The sequence below is a fragment of the Nonomuraea mangrovi genome, from assembly GCF_042681425.1.
GTDB classification, from domain to species: Bacteria; Actinomycetota; Actinomycetes; order Streptosporangiales; family Streptosporangiaceae; genus Nonomuraea; species Nonomuraea mangrovi.
This window is the reverse complement of record NZ_JBHUFV010000061.1, coordinates 193,941-208,659: the sequence shown is the minus strand read 5'-3', so window position 1 is coordinate 208,659 and position 14,719 is coordinate 193,941. Positions and strand designations below refer to the sequence as shown.

The 14,719-nt window shown below is 71.0% G+C and carries 15 protein-coding genes; 10 read left to right on the top strand and 5 right to left on the bottom strand.

Annotated features, from left to right (window positions below; translation table 11 throughout):
* Positions 1-222 precede the first annotated feature (222 nt).
* A complete protein-coding gene (locus tag ACFSKW_RS39985) occupies positions 223-792 on the top strand; it encodes a hypothetical protein (RefSeq protein ID WP_379579060.1) in 570 nt (189 codons plus the stop codon).
* On the opposite strand, the gene ACFSKW_RS39980 is transcribed toward ACFSKW_RS39985, so the two are convergent.
* From ACFSKW_RS39980 to ACFSKW_RS39960, 5 genes are all read right to left on the bottom strand, one after another.
* Positions 773-1,348 (bottom strand): Uma2 family endonuclease, encoded by a 576-nt coding sequence (locus ACFSKW_RS39980; protein WP_379579058.1) that lies wholly within the window; start codon positions 1,346-1,348, stop codon positions 773-775. The genes ACFSKW_RS39985 and ACFSKW_RS39980 overlap by 20 nt on opposite strands.
* Positions 1,349-1,405: 57 nt before the next feature.
* A complete protein-coding gene (locus ACFSKW_RS39975; RefSeq protein ID WP_379579056.1) occupies positions 1,406-1,966 on the bottom strand; it encodes a hypothetical protein in 561 nt (186 codons plus the stop codon).
* A gap of 224 nt (positions 1,967-2,190) precedes the next feature.
* Positions 2,191-2,766, bottom strand: coding sequence for a DUF4126 domain-containing protein (locus tag ACFSKW_RS39970; RefSeq protein WP_379579054.1), 576 nt, complete (start codon positions 2,764-2,766; stop codon positions 2,191-2,193).
* Between the two features lie 158 nt (positions 2,767-2,924).
* On the bottom strand, positions 2,925-4,010 hold the full coding sequence (locus ACFSKW_RS39965) for a nitronate monooxygenase (protein ID WP_379579052.1): 1,086 nt from the start codon (positions 4,008-4,010) through the stop codon (positions 2,925-2,927).
* A gap of 309 nt (positions 4,011-4,319) precedes the next feature.
* Positions 4,320-4,976, bottom strand: coding sequence for an acyltransferase (locus ACFSKW_RS39960; protein ID WP_379579050.1), 657 nt, complete (start codon positions 4,974-4,976; stop codon positions 4,320-4,322).
* 109 nt (positions 4,977-5,085) lie between these two features.
* On the opposite strand from ACFSKW_RS39960, the gene ACFSKW_RS39955 reads away from it, so the two are divergent.
* The 9 genes from ACFSKW_RS39955 (at position 5,086) to ACFSKW_RS39915 (ending at position 14,712) form a co-directional block, all read left to right on the top strand.
* Positions 5,086-6,750 (top strand): CTP synthase, encoded by a 1,665-nt coding sequence (locus tag ACFSKW_RS39955; protein WP_379579049.1) that lies wholly within the window; start codon positions 5,086-5,088, stop codon positions 6,748-6,750.
* Entirely contained in the window at positions 6,747-7,367 is a 621-nt protein-coding gene (locus tag ACFSKW_RS39950) for an NUDIX domain-containing protein (RefSeq protein WP_379579046.1), read from the top strand. Before ACFSKW_RS39955 ends, ACFSKW_RS39950 begins: the two co-directional genes overlap by 4 nt.
* Before the next feature lie 14 nt (positions 7,368-7,381).
* A complete protein-coding gene (locus ACFSKW_RS39945) occupies positions 7,382-8,287 on the top strand; it encodes a site-specific tyrosine recombinase XerD (RefSeq protein WP_379579044.1) in 906 nt (301 codons plus the stop codon).
* A gap of 113 nt (positions 8,288-8,400) precedes the next feature.
* On the top strand, positions 8,401-9,342 hold the full coding sequence (locus ACFSKW_RS39940; protein WP_379579042.1) for a ParA family protein: 942 nt from the start codon (positions 8,401-8,403) through the stop codon (positions 9,340-9,342).
* A complete protein-coding gene (locus ACFSKW_RS39935; protein ID WP_379579040.1) occupies positions 9,339-10,229 on the top strand; it encodes a segregation and condensation protein A in 891 nt (296 codons plus the stop codon). The genes ACFSKW_RS39940 and ACFSKW_RS39935 overlap by 4 nt, the downstream gene beginning before the upstream one ends.
* Positions 10,230-10,716: 487 nt before the next feature.
* The gene (gene scpB, locus ACFSKW_RS39930) at positions 10,717-11,274 is read left to right on the top strand and encodes an SMC-Scp complex subunit ScpB (protein ID WP_379580241.1); all 558 of its coding nucleotides are present in this window, start codon (positions 10,717-10,719) and stop codon (positions 11,272-11,274) included.
* Positions 11,271-13,214: a pseudouridine synthase gene (locus ACFSKW_RS39925; protein ID WP_379579038.1), complete on the top strand. Its 1,944-nt coding sequence runs from the start codon at positions 11,271-11,273 to the stop codon at positions 13,212-13,214. The genes scpB and ACFSKW_RS39925 overlap by 4 nt, the downstream gene beginning before the upstream one ends.
* A gap of 65 nt (positions 13,215-13,279) precedes the next feature.
* Positions 13,280-13,639, top strand: a complete 360-nt coding sequence (gene aroH, locus ACFSKW_RS39920) for a chorismate mutase (RefSeq protein ID WP_379579036.1) — start codon at positions 13,280-13,282, stop codon at positions 13,637-13,639.
* Entirely contained in the window at positions 13,636-14,712 is a 1,077-nt protein-coding gene (locus tag ACFSKW_RS39915) for a prephenate dehydrogenase (RefSeq protein ID WP_379579035.1), read from the top strand. The genes aroH and ACFSKW_RS39915 overlap by 4 nt, the downstream gene beginning before the upstream one ends.
* Positions 14,713-14,719 lie beyond the last annotated feature (7 nt).

Below are 14,719 nucleotides of genomic sequence, written 5' to 3'. Positions count from 1 at the left end.
GCGATCAGGTCGGCTGCTGAGCGGTGGGAAGGAATGGGTACGCGGAAAACGGCACGCGAACAGTCGTCGTCACGGTCTCACCCTCCTCCCGGCCGAAGCCTCGTCGTCCGAGCCGTCGTCGCCCGGACCCTTGATCGGAACCTCGTTGATCGAGGCCTCGCCGAGTATGCCGGGGAGAAAACCAGCCGCGCAACGGGTTTTCCGCCGCCTACGATCGCGTGCATGGAGCGATGCGCGGAGTGCGGGCGCTGGCCGTACGGCGGTGCGCCGGAGTGCCGCCGATGCCTGGCGCTGGCCGACAGCGTCGTTGAGAACGGCTATCAGGCGTTCCTCGCCGAGCACGGACTCGACGACGACCCCGCCCTCGCCGAGATGATCGTCGACGAGATCAAGGGTTACGACTGGCGGGTCGTCGACGCCGCCTACGAACGCCTGACCTGCACGGAGTGCGGCAACAGTCGGGGCAGGGGCCCGAGCGGCTGCGGGCCCTGCGACCTCGACGAGGGCTTCCGCTACGCCGCCCGCGAGGTGGACAGGCCGGGCGTGATGTCGCGTAACGAGCACGCGATCAGGGTCGGCATCGCCGTCCTGCGCAACGGGCACCGGCACTCACCGATGGCGCTGCTGAGCTGGCAGATCGGTCTCCCCCTGGTGCTGGGCGGTCAGATGCCCACGACGCCGCAGGCCCAGGCGGTCCGCGCCCGCATCAACAAGGGCGCCACCTACGAGGAGCTCGCCGCGGCCCGCGTCCCCGACTACACCGGATGGGACTTCAGCCCCTGGCCTCCTTGAGGTCCAGGTCGATGTCGACGTCGAAGCCGATGTTGGTACGCAGCCTGCGACGATGGATGCCGGTGGGAACATAGGCCATCATCGCGGGTTCGAGCTCGAAGGTATAGACGACAGGAGCCCCGTCTTCCTGCTCGATGCGCCAGAAGTGCTTGATGCCTGCGCTGGAGTACTTGATCGGCTTGGTGGTCCGGTCGCGGTCTTTGGACTCATCCGAAACGACCTCGATCACCAAATGAACGTCGTCAGGTTTGAACGATGTGACCTTGGACGCGACGGCCGTCTCGTTGACCAGGAGGATGTCAGGCTCAGGGCGTTGGCGAAGACCAAGGGTGACGGTCATCTCCCGCACGACGACCAGGTCAGGCGGGGGCGTGAGCCGTTGCTCGAGATGCCGGAGCATCAGCATATGAAAATAGGTCTGCGGCGACATCATGACGAGGGACCCATCGATCAGCTCGACGTGCTTGGGCGCGTCGGGGGGGAGGCGATCGAGCATGTCGGCGGTCCATCCGCCAGGAGGACCCGGCCAGAACCACTCGGGAAGTGCGGTGGTCATCGGGTACCTCCTCAGGGGGATCACGCGACGGATCCATTATGGCACGGACGGTGACCGTCAGGTCTGGTCGCGGCGCTCCTGCATGGTCTTGTTGTAGAGCTCGTCGATCTCGTCCAGTGGGTCGACGGTCCTGCGGCGCGACTCGATCTCCAGCTCGGTACGGGCGTGCAGCTCGTCGATGCCGGTGGCGGCGTGGTGGACCTGGCTGTCGAGCAGGTCGGCCCTGATCCTGGCGCACATGGCGGTCAGCTTCGCCTGGTGCTCACGGAGCCGGTCGAGCGTTACATGGTCGACATAGGGTGACACGCGGCGCTGCTGGGCGTACATCCCGAGCTGGGTGTCGTGCACGTCGGCCTGGCGGGACAGCTCGCCCATCAGCTGCGGCAGGTCGCCGAGCCCCCAACCCTGCTGCATCGCGGCGTCGATCGCCTGCCTGGTCATGGAGACCTCGCGGCGCAGGTCGAGGCGGAGCCGCTCGACCTCGGCGGCGTCGCCCGTGCCCATGGCGTTGACGTGGGTGGCCAGGCGCGCGGTGGCCTGGCGGGCCGATCTGCTGGCTCGCTTGCCCACCTTGACCAGGGCGTAGACGGCCACGCCCGCGAGCGCAAGGAAGATCACGAATATCGCGAGCAGGATCAGAAGGAATGTGCTGATTGGAGGGACCTCCCGTCCGGCCTTTACCTGAGAGGATAGTTGATCCCTCGCGACCGGACGCGTTCCGTCGTGAACGGTCGACGGACGTGCGGGCGCCGGGGCGGGGGCCACAGGGCGCCCGCACGCGTCTGCTCGAAGGCTAGAGGAGCGGGCCGCCCCGCGGAGTCGGTCTCCGGAGGGAGGACACATCACTCCCTAGACGGACTGCGAACCTTCCTGACCAGCCACCACCCGAACACCGCCATTCCGGCCAGAAGGATCAGCACCAGCACCGGCAGGAAGATCGCGATCAGGCTCACGCCCAGCGAGCCCGCGTCCTCCACCGTACTGGCCACGGGAGCGCCCAGCCCTCCCGTGGTGGCGTTGACGACCGGCCTGGCCGTGGACTTCAGCACGTGCACGAACAGCGCGGTCACGATGCCGATCAGCCATCCGGCCCACGGGTGCTCCGCCATCCAGGTGGACCGGTCGAACTCGGCGGCGGCGGCCGTGGCGCTGAAGACCACGCCGCCGGAGGCGGGCCGTATCGCGGTCTGGATGGCGTCGTTGACGCTGTCGACGACCGGCACCTTGTCCAGCACGAACTCGGCGAGCAGGAGCACCGCGATGATCGCCAGCACCCACCAGTTCGACAGCCAGGCGTAGCCGTCGGGAAGCTTGACGGCATCGCTGAAGTTGGCCAGCACCCCGACGACGAGGAGCGGGATGTAGGCGTTCAGTCCGGCGGCGGTGCTGAGGCCGAGGCCGGTCAGTGCTGCGAGCATCGTTGTTCCCATCCTGTACGGCAGGCACCCCGAAGCCGGCCGCGGTCACCGGGTGACCCTCTGTCCTTCACGCTAACGCCGGCAGGACGTCGGTGCTCGCCGTGACGTCGCACTCGACGCCGGATCTTCCCCGGACCGTGATCCTCCGCCCCAGGACGTCACTCCGTGATGCGGGACAGGCGCTCGATCGTCTCGGCGAACTCCTCCATCATCTCGTGCACCACCCTGCGCGCCGGCTTCACCTGGTCGAGCTGGCCCACCACCTGCCCGACGAAGTAGTTCGCCAACTCCGCCGCCCCGGCCTCCCCCCGCTCGGCCGCACGCACCACGTACGCCATCGCCGACTCCGCCAGCAGCATCTGCGACGGCATCCCCAGCGGACCGGGACTGTCCTCGCCCGAGTCCCAGGCCGCCGTCCAGGCCGAGGCGAGCTGGCGGGCGGGCTTGCCCGTACGCGAGCGGGACCTCACGGTGTCGAGCGACGAGGCGGCCAGCATCTTCCGCTTCACCGACTGCGGCGTCTCCGCCTCCTCCGTCGTCAGCCACACCGACCCGCACCACACTCCCTGCGCGCCCAGCGCCATGGCCGCCGCCATCTGCCGTCCCGACGCGATGCCGCCCGCCGCCAGCACGGGCGTCGGATGAACGGCGTCCACGACCTGCGGCACCAGCACCATCGTGGCGATCTCGCCGGTGTGCCCTCCGGCCTCCGTGCCCTGCGCGACGATGAGGTCGGCGCCCGCCGCCACCTGCCTGCGCGCGTGCTCCACCGTGCCCACCAGCGCGGCGACGGGCACGCCCGCCTTCCGCGCCATCGTCACCATCTGCGGTGGAGGCGGCCCGAGCGCACTGGCGATCAGGCCGACGCGGTGCTTGAGCGCCACCTCGATCAGCTCGGTCGCGCCCCTCGCGGTGACGCGCTCGCCGAGCTCGCCCAGCGTGCCCGCGTACGGCACGCCGTACCGCTGGAGAAGGCCGGTGGTGAAGGCCAGGTGCTCGGAGGGGATGGTCGAGCGCGGCCCTTCCGTCTTGCCGGGGACGAGCACGTCCACCCCGTAGGGACGGCCGCCCACCTGGGCGTCGATCCAGCTCAGCTCGGTGTCGAGCTGCTCGGCGCTGTAGGCGACGGCGCCGAGGACGCCGAACCCGCCGGCGTTGGTGACCGCGGCGACCACGTCGCGGCAGTGGCTGAAGGCGAACAGGGGGAACTCGACGCCGAGGCGTTCACAGATCGCGGTCCGCATGACGTGACGCTAACCCCTGGGAGCCGCCCTCGCCATGGGTCCCACGGCTCGGAGAAGGACCGAATCCGGAAGGCGAGCGCCCCTCCGCCCGCGGAACGCGAAGACCTGCGGAGCCGGGCGAGCCCGGGGCACCGGTCCCGGGGGCGTCGGTTGGGCCGGGGGCGTCAGTCGAGCTCCTGGTGTCGGTCGGGCCTGGGGCGGCGGTTCAGCAGGTGGCCGGGGAGAGGGCGGGGCGGGAGGAGACGGGCGGGCGGCGGGAGGAGACAGGCGGGCGGCGGGAGGAGACGGGCGGGGCGGCTGGGGGAGGGGTCATGCGGTGGCCTGGCGGTCCAGCGGGGTGAGGCCCGGCGCGTGCCAGCCGAGCTCCGGCGAGTAGCTCCTGATGAGCTTGGCGGGCACCCCGGCGATCACGCTGTGATCGGGGAACTCGCCGCGCACCACCGCGCCGCCCGCCACCACGCACTGCCGTCCGATCCTGGTGCCCGGCAGGATGATCGCGCCCGTGCCCAGCCACGATCCCGCTCCGATCGAGACCGGATTGTTGCGCGGCCACTGCCTGCCGATCGGCGTCTCCGGGTCGTCGTAGACGTGGTTCTGGTCGGTGATGTAGACGTACGGGCCGGTGAAGACGTGCTCACCGATGTCGATCGACTGGTGGGCGACGATGTGGCTGCCCCTGCCGATCGAGCAGCTCCCGCCGATCCGCAGGATGGAGCCGGGCCCGAGGTCGACCCCTGGGCCCATGCCGCACGACAGCGAGACCCGCTCCCCGATGAGCGTGTGGTCGCCGATCTCGATCCACCGCTCGCCGAAGATCGCGCCCACGGGGAAGGCGATGCTGACGCCCTGGCCGAGGCGCCCGAACCGGTACCCGGCTGGGCTGGCGGGGGTGATCGCCCCGACGGCGCGGATGGCTGCGTAGACGCGGTGGACGAGGGAGCCGGCCGCCCGCCGTACAAGTGACATAGGGCCCAAAGTTACTCTCTGGTACGCCGTTCGGGCATGTCGAGGGCGTCGTTTGATATCCTGAGAGCCCGTGGACGTCAACGCCACACCTCGAGCCACGGGAGACTTCTTGCGCAGCGCATCGCAAACCAAGCATCTGTTCGTCACCGGCGGTGTCGCCTCCAGTCTCGGCAAGGGGCTCACGGCCTCCAGCCTGGGCCGCCTGCTGAAGGCCCGCGGCCTGCGGGTCACCATGCAGAAGCTCGACCCCTACCTCAACGTCGACCCTGGCACGATGAACCCCTTCCAGCACGGAGAGGTCTTCGTCACCGACGACGGCTCCGAGACCGACCTCGACGTCGGCCACTACGAGCGCTTCCTCGACACCGACCTGCACGGCTCGGCCAACGTCACGACGGGCCAGGTCTACTCCAACGTCATCGCCAAGGAGCGCCGCGGCGAGTACCTCGGCGACACCGTCCAGGTCATCCCGCACATCACCAACGAGATCAAGGAACGCATCCGCGGCATGGCCGGTCCCGACGTGGACGTGGTCATCACCGAGGTGGGCGGCACCGTGGGCGACATCGAGTCGCTGCCGTTCCTCGAGTCCGTGCGGCAGATCAGGCACGAGGTCGGCCGGGACAACGTCTTCTTCCTGCACGTGTCGCTGCTGCCGTACATCGGGCCGAGCGGTGAGCTGAAGACCAAGCCGACCCAGCACAGCGTGGCCGCGCTGCGCAGCATCGGCATCCAGCCCGACGCGATCGTGCTGCGCTCGGACCGTCCGGTCCACACCTCCATCAAGCGCAAGATCAGCCTGATGTGCGACGTCGACGAGGACGCGGTGGTCAGCGCCGTCGACGCCGCGTCCATCTACGACATCCCCAAGGTGCTCCACTCCGAGGGCCTCGACGCCTACGTCGTGCGCCGCCTCGGCCTGCCGTTCCGCGACGTCGACTGGAAGGAGTGGGAGCAACTCCTGCGCCGCGTCCACCGGCCCGCCAAGGAGGTCACGGTCGCGCTCGTCGGCAAGTACATCGACCTGCCCGACGCCTACCTGAGCGTCACCGAGGCGCTGCGGGCGGGCGGCTTCGCCAACGACGCCCGCGTCAACATCCGCTGGGTGAAGTCCGACGACTGCGAGAGCGAGGAGGGCGCGGCCCGCGAGCTCGACGGCGTCGACGGCGTGCTCATCCCCGGCGGGTTCGGCGTGCGAGGCATCGAGGGCAAGATCGGCGCGATCCGTCACGCCCGCGAGAACAAGATCCCGCTGCTCGGCATCTGCCTCGGCATGCAGGGCATGGTCATCGAGGCCGCCCGCAACCTGGCCGGAGTCACCGACGCCAACAGCGCCGAGTTCGACCCCGACAGCAAGCACCCCGTCATCTCCACCATGGCCGACCAGGAGGACGTGGTCTCCGGCGAGCGCGACATGGGCGGCACCATGCGCCTGGGCATCTACACCGCCAAGCTCGGCGAGGGCACGCTGGCCCGCCAGCTGTACGGCGGAAAGGCCAAGGCCGACGAGCGGCACCGCCACAGGTACGAGGTCAACAACGCCTACCGCGAGCAGCTGGAGAAGGTCGGCCTGGTCTTCTCCGGCCTGTCGCCCGACGGCCGCCTGGTGGAGTACACCGAGCTGCCCGTCGAGACCCACCCGTTCTTCATCGGCACGCAGGCCCACCCCGAGTTCCGCTCGCGGCCGACCCGCGCCCACCCGCTGTTCAAGGGCCTGATCGGCGCCTCGCTCGTCTACGCGGAGGGTCGCTCGACCAGGGCGGCGAGCAAGTGAGCGCCATCGGCGGCGGCCCCGTCGCCGACTCCCCCGAGGAGTGGGAGGTCGTCGACTCCCAGGAGCACTTCAGGGGCCGCGTGATCGGCGTGCGCACCGACGCCGTGCGCATGCCGCAGGACGACGTCGCCAACCGCGACTACGTCGTCCACCCCGGCTCGGTGGCGGTCCTCGCGCTCGACGCCGACGAGCGCGTGCTGCTGATCAGGCAGTACCGCCACCCGACGCGCCACCTGCTGTGGGAGCTGCCCGCGGGCCTGCGCGACGTGGAGGGCGAGCCGCTGGTCGCCACCGCCGCGCGCGAGCTGGCGGAGGAGGCGGGTTACAAGGCCGACACCTGGCACACCCTCGTGGACCTCTACACCTCGCCCGGCATGTCCGACGAGCGCATCCGCGTCTTCCTCGCCAGGGACCTGTCCGAGACCGAGATCGACTTCGAGCGCAGGCACGAGGAGTTCGACATGCCGGTGGAGTGGGTTCCCCTCGCCGATGCGGTCGAGAAGGCGCTCATGGGAATGATCCACAATTCCCCGGCCGTGGCCGGTATCCTCGCCGCATATGCGGCATCGGTTGAGGGATTCGCCCTGTTGCGGCCCGCCGACGCCCCGGAGGCGTGACAGGAGGATCGTTCGTGGAGGCAGTGCTCTCCAGCTACCTCGCCCATCTGGCGGTGGAGCGGGGCCTGGCTGCCAACACGCTGGCCTCCTATCGCAGGGACCTGCGCCGCTACGTCGAGCACCTCAAGGCGCGCGGCAGGGTCACCTTCGGTGAGGTGGGCGAGGCCGACGTCCTCGCCTTCCTCACCGCGCTGCGCGAGGGCGACGGCGACCACCCCGCCCTCGTCGCCGGCTCCGCGGCGCGCGCGGTGTCGGCCGTCCGCGGACTGCACAGGTTCGCCCTGCGCGAGGGCGTCACCGGCCACGACCCCGCCCACGAGGTGCGCCCGCCCCGCCAGCTGCGCCGCCTGCCGAAGGCGATCGGCGTCGCCGAGGTCGAACGGCTCATCGCGGCCTCGGGCCCCGACGGCGCGCCGCTGACCCTCCGCAACCGCGCCCTCCTCGAGCTCCTGTACGGCACCGGCGCCCGCATCTCCGAGGCCGTCGGCCTGGCCCTCGACGACCTGGAGGACGACCAGGTACGGCTGCGCGGCAAGGGCGGCCGCACCCGCGTCGTGCCCGTCGGCCGCTTCGCCAGGCAGGCGCTCGACGCCTACCTGGTGCGGGCCAGGCCGTCCCTGCTCGGCCATGGCAGGGGCACGCCCGCCGTCTTCCTCAACGCCCGCGGCGGCCGCCTCACGAGGCAGGGCGCCTGGGAGGTACTGCAGGCCGCCGCCGAGCGAGCCTGCCTGGAAGGGATCTCTCCGCACGTCTTGCGGCATTCGTTCGCAACTCACCTCCTTGACGGCGGTGCTGACGTTAGGGTGGTCCAGGAACTCCTCGGCCACGCCTCGGTGACGACCACCCAGGTCTACACGCTGGTCACGGTCGACAAGCTCCGCGAGGTCTACGCCGCGGCGCACCCCCGTGCCCGGCAGTGATCTATAGTCTTTGCGTCGTGCGGTAGTCGGCGTGCCTTCTTGCCGCCTAAGTGCTGACGCCATAGTGTCCGTCCGGACGGTCCGGTTCGGGACCGTCAGGGAGGTTCGAGCTGGTGACTGTGACCACCAACGGATCGACCCAGGGGACCCCTGAGAACCCCTGGGGCGACACGAAGACCGACACGCCCGCCAAGGGTGCCAATCTCGGCCCCACCGGGCGGCCACGCCCGGTGTTCCCCGAGCCGGTGCCGCGCGAGATCCACGGCCCCGCGCGGGTGGTCGCGATGGTCAACCAGAAGGGTGGGGTCGGAAAGACCACCACCACGATCAACCTGGGCGCCGCGCTCGTCGAGTGCGGGCTGAAGGTCCTGCTCGTCGACTTCGACCCGCAGGGAGCCCTGTCGATCGGCCTGGGCATCAACCCGCTCCAGCTCGACCTGACGGTCTACAACATGCTGATGGAGCGCGACGTCGCCGCCGAGGACGTGCTGCTCCAGACCGGGGTCGAGGGGCTCGACCTGCTGCCGTGCAACATCGACCTGTCGGCGGCCGAAGTCCAGCTCGTCACCGAGGTGGCCCGCGAGCAGGTGCTCGGGCGCGTGCTCAAGCCGCTGCTGCCCTTCTACGACGTGTGCCTGATCGACTGCCAGCCGTCGCTCGGCCTGCTCACCGTCAACGCGCTCACCTGCGCCCACGGCGTCATGGTGCCGCTGGAGTGCGAGTTCTTCGCGCTGCGCGGCGTCGCCCTGCTCATGGACACCATCGGCAAGGTGCAGGAGCGGCTCAACGACGAGCTGGAGATCGAGGGCCTGCTGGCCACCATGTACGACGCCCGTACCCTGCACGGCCGCGAGGTGCTCGCCCGCGTCGTGGAGGCCTTTGGCGACAAGGTGTTCCACACGGTCATCAACAGGACCGTCCGCTTCCCCGACGCGACCGTCGCGGGTGAGCCGATCACCACCTTCGACCCGTCCTCGCTGGGCGCCAACGCCTACCGCGAACTGGCCAGAGAGGTGCTCTCGCGCTGGCAGCAGCCTGCGACAATGGCCAGGTGACCGCGACCTCGCGAACGACCACGGGGAAGGAGCACGAGGCTCGACCCCCGCGAGCCGACCCCTCCGGCGGTCAGGGCGACGCCCACGAGCCGCAGGGGTTCCAGGTGCACCTCGACGTCTTCGAGGGCCCCTTCGACCTGCTGCTCGGGCTGATCTCCAAGCACAAGCTCGACATCACCGAAGTCTCGCTGTCCAAGGTGACCGACGAGTTCATCGCCTACATCAGGTCCAAGGGCCCCGAGTGGGACCTCGACCAGACCAGCCACTTCCTGCTCGTCGCGGCCACCCTGCTCGACCTGAAGGCGGCGAGGCTGCTGCCGAGCGGCGAGGTCGAGGACGAGGAGGACCTCGCGCTGCTGGAGGCGCGCGACCTGCTGTTCGCCAGGCTGCTGCAGTACAAGGCGTACAAGGAGGTCGCCAAGGTCTTCTCCGGGATGATGGCGGAGGAGTCGCTGCGCTTCCCACGAGCCGTACCCATGGAGCCGCAGTTCGCCGACCTGCTGCCCGAGTTGGTCCTCGGCATCGGGCCCGAGCAGTTGGCGCGCATCGCGGCCAAGGCGTTCACGCCCAAGCCGCCGCCGACCGTCGGCGTCGGGCACATCTACCAACCGCTGGCCAGCGTCAGGGAGCAAGCCGCTATCCTTGTCCGGCGGTTGCGGCGCATGCGGACGGCCACGTTCAGGACCCTCGTCGCCGACTGCGAGGGCACCTTCGAGGTGATCGCCCGCTTTCTGGCCGTGCTGGAGCTGTTCAGGGAGTCGGCCGTCAGCTTCGAGCAGGTGGAGCCGCTCGGCGATCTGCACGTGACATGGACGGGCGCCGACGACGGAGACGTGTCGGTGGGCGACGACTACGAAGAGAGCGCGGAGAAGGCTGCTGATGAGTGAGTTCCCGGCTCCCAGGGACCCTTCGCCGTCCGAGCGCCTCGACGGCGAGGCTCCCGTCGCCCGGCGCCCGCGCGGGGCCGCCTGGGCGAGCCTGCCGGGGTCGTCCGCCTTCGGTTCCGCAGGAGGGAACGGCCGGACGGCCTCTGCGGCCACCCCCGAATCCGAACCCATGGCAGCCGCGCCCGGTGCCGCTTCCGAGGCCGAGCACGCGCCCGATCCGGGAGACGGCAGAGAGGCTGCCACTGCTGCCGAGGGCGGGTCAGAGGCGACCACCCACGAGCCGGAGATCGAGCGTGCCTCCGCGTCCGCGCCGGCCGTTCCCGTGGCCCGACCGGAGATCGACGCCGCTCGCGAGGGGGAGCGCGCGTCCGAAACCGAGGCTTCCGGCGTGGGCTCCGCCTTCGGCGAGGATGGCCCTCGCGGTGAGGGCGGTGCTCCAGGTGAGGGGAGTGACGTCCTCCTCGACGACGACGCACCCGCCGCCGACGTGGCCGAGCAGGCCGCGCCCGACCTGAAGGCGGCGCTGGAGGCGATCCTGATCGTCGTGGACGAGCCGGTCAACGCGGTGACCCTCGCCCAGGTGCTCGAACGTCCCACCCACGAGGTCGAGACCGCGCTGCGCGAGCTGGCGGCGGAATACTCCGGCCACGGGCGGGGTTTCGACTTGAGAGACGTCGCAGGCGGCTGGCGGTTCTACACGCGTGCCGACTGCGCCCAGCTGGTCGAGCGGTTCGTCCGCGACGGCCAGCAGGCGCGGCTGACCCAGGCCGCGCTGGAGACCCTCGCGGTCGTGGCCTACCGGCAGCCGGTGAGCCGCGCCCGAGTCGCCGCCGTGCGCGGTGTCAACAGCGACGGCGTCATGCGGACGCTGGTCGCCAGGGGGCTGGTCGAAGAGGCCGGCACCGATCCGGAGAGCCAGGCTGTGCTCTACCGGACCAGCTCCTACTTCTTGGAGCGACTGGGCCTGAAGAGCCTCGACGAGCTCCCCGAGCTCGCGCCCTTCCTGCCCGACGACGTGGAAAACCTTGAGGAGACAACGAAGTGATCAACAGGCGCAGCACCCCGTCCGGTGATGGACGCGGTCGAGGACGCACCGGCGGTTCCCGGGGCACGGGCTCCAGGAGCGGCGGCAGCGGGCGTCCCGCCTACCGCTCGGACGACAGGCGCGACCCGCGTCGCGACGACACCCGCGGCGGGTCCCGTCGCGACGACTTCGGCGGTGGATCCCGCCGTGACGACTTCGGCGGAGGGTCCCGCGGGGAGGGGTCAGGCGGCGGTTCGCGCCGTGACGACTTCCGCGGTGGATCCGGCAGGAACGACGGCAGGAGCGCCTCCCGCGACTCCATGCGCGCAGGCAGCGGCGGCGCCCGCGCCCGGTACGGCAAGCCCCAGGCCCGCGACGAGCGCGGCGGAGGCTTCCGCGACGGCGGCTCGCGCGAGGACCGCGGCTTCCGTGGCGGCGACCGCGACGACCGCGGCTTCAGGGGCGACCGTCAGGACCGCGGCTTCCGCGGAGGGGACGAGCGCGGACCTCGAGAGGAGCGCCGCTTCGGCGGCGACCGTCAGGGTGCCGGTGACCGGGGTTTCAGGAGCGATCGTGACGACCGCGGGTTCCGCGGCGGCGAGCGCGGCCCGAGGGACGAGCGTGACGGCCGCGGGTTGCGCGGCGGCGACCGTGAGGGCCGCGCGCCGGCCGGTCGCGGGTTCTCCGGCGACCGCGGCTCCGGTGGCCGGCGCGACGAGCGCGGCTTCAGGGGCGGCGACCGTGAAGGCCGCGGCTCCGGCGAGCGTGGGTTCGGTGACCGTGGCGAGCGCGGCGTCGGCGGCGGCAGGGACCGCGGGTTCGGCGGCGGCAGGGACCGCGAGTTCGGTGGCGACAGGGGCCGCGGCTTCGGCGGCGCCGACCGCGGGTTCCGCGGCGAGCGCGACAGCCGGGGCTACCAGGGCGCCGGTGAGCGTCAGGAGCGCGGCGGGTTCGCGGGTCGCGACGACCGTGCGGGTCTGCGGGCCGACAGGGTCGGCAAGCGTGAGGAAGGCGGTTCGCGGGCCCGCTACGGCAGGCGCGACGAGCCGCGGACGATCGGCCGCACCACCGGCCGTCCCGCTCCCAAGCGTGACGACGCCGGCCGTACCGCCAAGGTGCAGACGATCGGCGGCGGCGCGAAGAAGCGCGACGTGTTCAAGACCGCTCGCCAGCCCGTCCGCGACCGCGACTTCTACCCCGACGACTACGTCGACGAGCGCGACACCACCGAGGTGCCGGGCGGCGTGCGGCTGCAGAAGGTGCTCGCCCAGGCGGGCGTGGCCAGCAGGCGCGCGTGCGAGGAGATGATCGGCGACGGCCGTGTCACCGTGAACGGCCAGGTCGTCAGGAGGTTCGGCGCGAAGGTCGACCCCGCGACGCAGGTCATCCACGTCGACGGAAAGCGCATCCCGACCGCTCCCGACCTGGTCTACTACGCGCTGAACAAGCCCATCGGCGTCGTGTCCACGATGGAGGACCCGCAGGGCCGCCCGTGCCTCGCCGACTTCGTGCAGGAGCTGGCTCCGCGGCTGTTCCACGTGGGCAGGCTCGACACCGAGACCGAGGGCCTGCTGCTGCTCACCAACGACGGCGAGCTGGCCAACAGGCTGACCCACCCGAGCTACGGCGTGCAGAAGAAGTACTGGGCGAAGGTGCCCGGCCCGATCCCTCGTGACCTCGGCCGCAGGCTGAAGAAGGGCATCGAGCTCGAGGACGGCCTGGCCAAGGCCGACCACTTCGAGATCGTGCAGGAGCACGGCCAGCAGGCGCTCGTGGAGATCGTCCTGCACGAGGGCCGCAAGCACATCGTCAGGCGCATGCTCGAGGAGTCGGGTCACCGCGTCATCGACCTGGCCAGGATCGAGTTCGGTCCGGTGAAGCTGGGCCGTACCAAGCCGGGCACGATCAGGGCGCTGAGCCTCAAGGAGGTCGGCGACCTGTACGCGGCGGTCAAGCTGTAATCTGGCCAGACGTTGGAGCCCGCGCAGGTGCTGTGCGGGCTCCGAGCCATATGGAGGGGATGGGCATGGTGCGGGCGATTCGCGGGGCGATCCAGGTGGAGGCCAACGACCGCGACGCGATCATCAGCGGGACCACCGAGCTGGTGGCGGCGGTCATGGAGCGCAATCAGCTGACCACCGACGACGTGATCAGCGTGCTGTTCACCGCCACGCCCGACCTGACGGCGGAGTTCCCCGCCCTCGCCGCGCGCAAGCTCGGCTTCCACGAGGTGCCGCTGATCTGCTGCACCGAGATCGGCGTGCCGGGCGCGCTGCCCCGCGTGGTCCGGCTGATGGCGCACGTGGAGAGCGACCGGCCGCGCGCCGAGATCCAGCATGTCTACCTGCGCGGCGCGACCGTGCTTCGCCAGGACATCGCGCAGTGAAGCTCGAGACCGTCCTCGTCCTCGGTACCGGCCTGGTCGGCACATCGATCGGGCTGGCGCTGCGCCAGCGCGGCGTGACCGTGCTGCTGGCCGACCGTGATCTGGGCGCCGTAAGGCTGGCCAGGGAGATGGGCGCCGGCCAGGAATGGAGCCTGGGCGACCCTGTCGACCTGGCGGTGGTGGCCGTTCCTCCCGGCCACGTGGCCAGCGAGCTGCGCGGCCTGCAGCAGCGTGATGCGGCCCGCTTCTACACCGACGTGGCCAGCGTCAAGGCCAAGCCGATCGCCGACGCGGCGCGGCTCGGCTGCGACCTGAGCTCCTACGTCGCCTCCCACCCCATGGCGGGCAGGGAGAAGGCCGGTCCTGGCGCGGCCAGGGCCGACCTGTTCCTCGGCAGGCCGTGGGCCGTGTGCCCGACCGCCGAGGCCTCCCAGGAGGCCAAGGACGCGGTCATGGAGCTCATCGAGCTGTGCGGCGCCAACCCCGTCGAGGTGGCGGCCGAGGACCATGACAGGGCCGTCGCCGTCGTCTCGCACGCTCCGCACGTGGCCGCCTCCGCGGTGGCCGCGCGGCTGGCCGAGGCCTCCGACGTGGCGCTCGGGCTGGCGGGGCAGGGTGTGCGGGACGTCACCAGGATCGCGGGCGGCGACCCCGGCCTGTGGCTCGGCATCCTGTCGGGCAACGCCGCTCCGGTGGCCGAGGTGCTGGAGGCGGTCTCGCGCGACCTGGCCGAGGCCGCGACCGCGCTGCGGTCGCTGGCCGAAGGCGACGTCAACGCGGGCACCGACGTGACGCAGCTGCTCAAGCGCGGGGTCGTCGGCCACGGCAGGATCCCGGGCAAGCACGGCGGGCCCGCGGCGGCCTACGCCGTCGTCCAGGTCGTCATCGGCGACCGTCCTGGTCAGCTGGCGAGGCTGTTCCAGATCTGCGACGAGGTCGGGGTCAACGTCGAGGACGTGCGGCTCGAGCACGCGCCGGGGCTGCCGCTCGGCCTGGCCGAGCTGTCGGTGCAGCCCGGCGCGGTCGAGGTGCTGAACCAGGCTCTGCAGGAGCGGGGCTGGCAGGTGCCGTAAGGCGCCA